At 68.2% G+C, this 487-nt stretch carries 1 protein-coding gene; it reads left to right on the top strand.

Annotated elements, in window-relative coordinates; translation table 11 throughout:
* Nucleotides 1-112: 112 nt before the first annotated feature.
* Nucleotides 113-487 (top strand): single-stranded DNA-binding protein (locus M3148_RS17005; RefSeq protein WP_251305912.1); only part of this gene is annotated, 375 nt, incomplete at its 3' end.

Raw genomic sequence — 487 nt, forward strand, 5'->3', positions numbered from 1 at the left:
GGTGACGGTGGGACGCGCGGGGCGGACGAACCTGCCTAGCGTCGGGATCACGACCGGCCGAGGTGGCCGGCGCGACGCCTGACGCGGCCGCGGCCGCAGTGGAGGAACCACCATGAACGAGGTAGCGATCGACATCAGCGGCACCGTCGTCACCGACCCGGTGCTGCGCCAGACGAAGACAGGGGATGCGTTCCTCACGTTCCGGATGGCGGTCAACGAGCGCCGCTGGAACGCGCAGGAGAACACGTGGAGCGACGGTGCGTCGCAGTTCTTCAGCGTGACGGCGTTCCGCACGCTCGCGGGCAACGCTTATCACTCGCTCGCGAAGGGTCAGCACGTCATGGTCTCGGGTCGGCTGCGGCTCAGTCAGTACGTCGCGCAGGACGGCTCGCAGCGCATGAGCGTGCAGATCGACGCGCACGACATCGGCGCCTCCCACAAGTTCGGGCAGACGTCGTTCACGAAGTGCTCCGACCCCGTCATCCCG

Origin of the sequence: Georgenia satyanarayanai, assembly GCF_023715365.1 — a bacterium.
GTDB classification, from domain to species: domain Bacteria; phylum Actinomycetota; class Actinomycetes; order Actinomycetales; family Actinomycetaceae; genus Oceanitalea; species Oceanitalea satyanarayanai_B.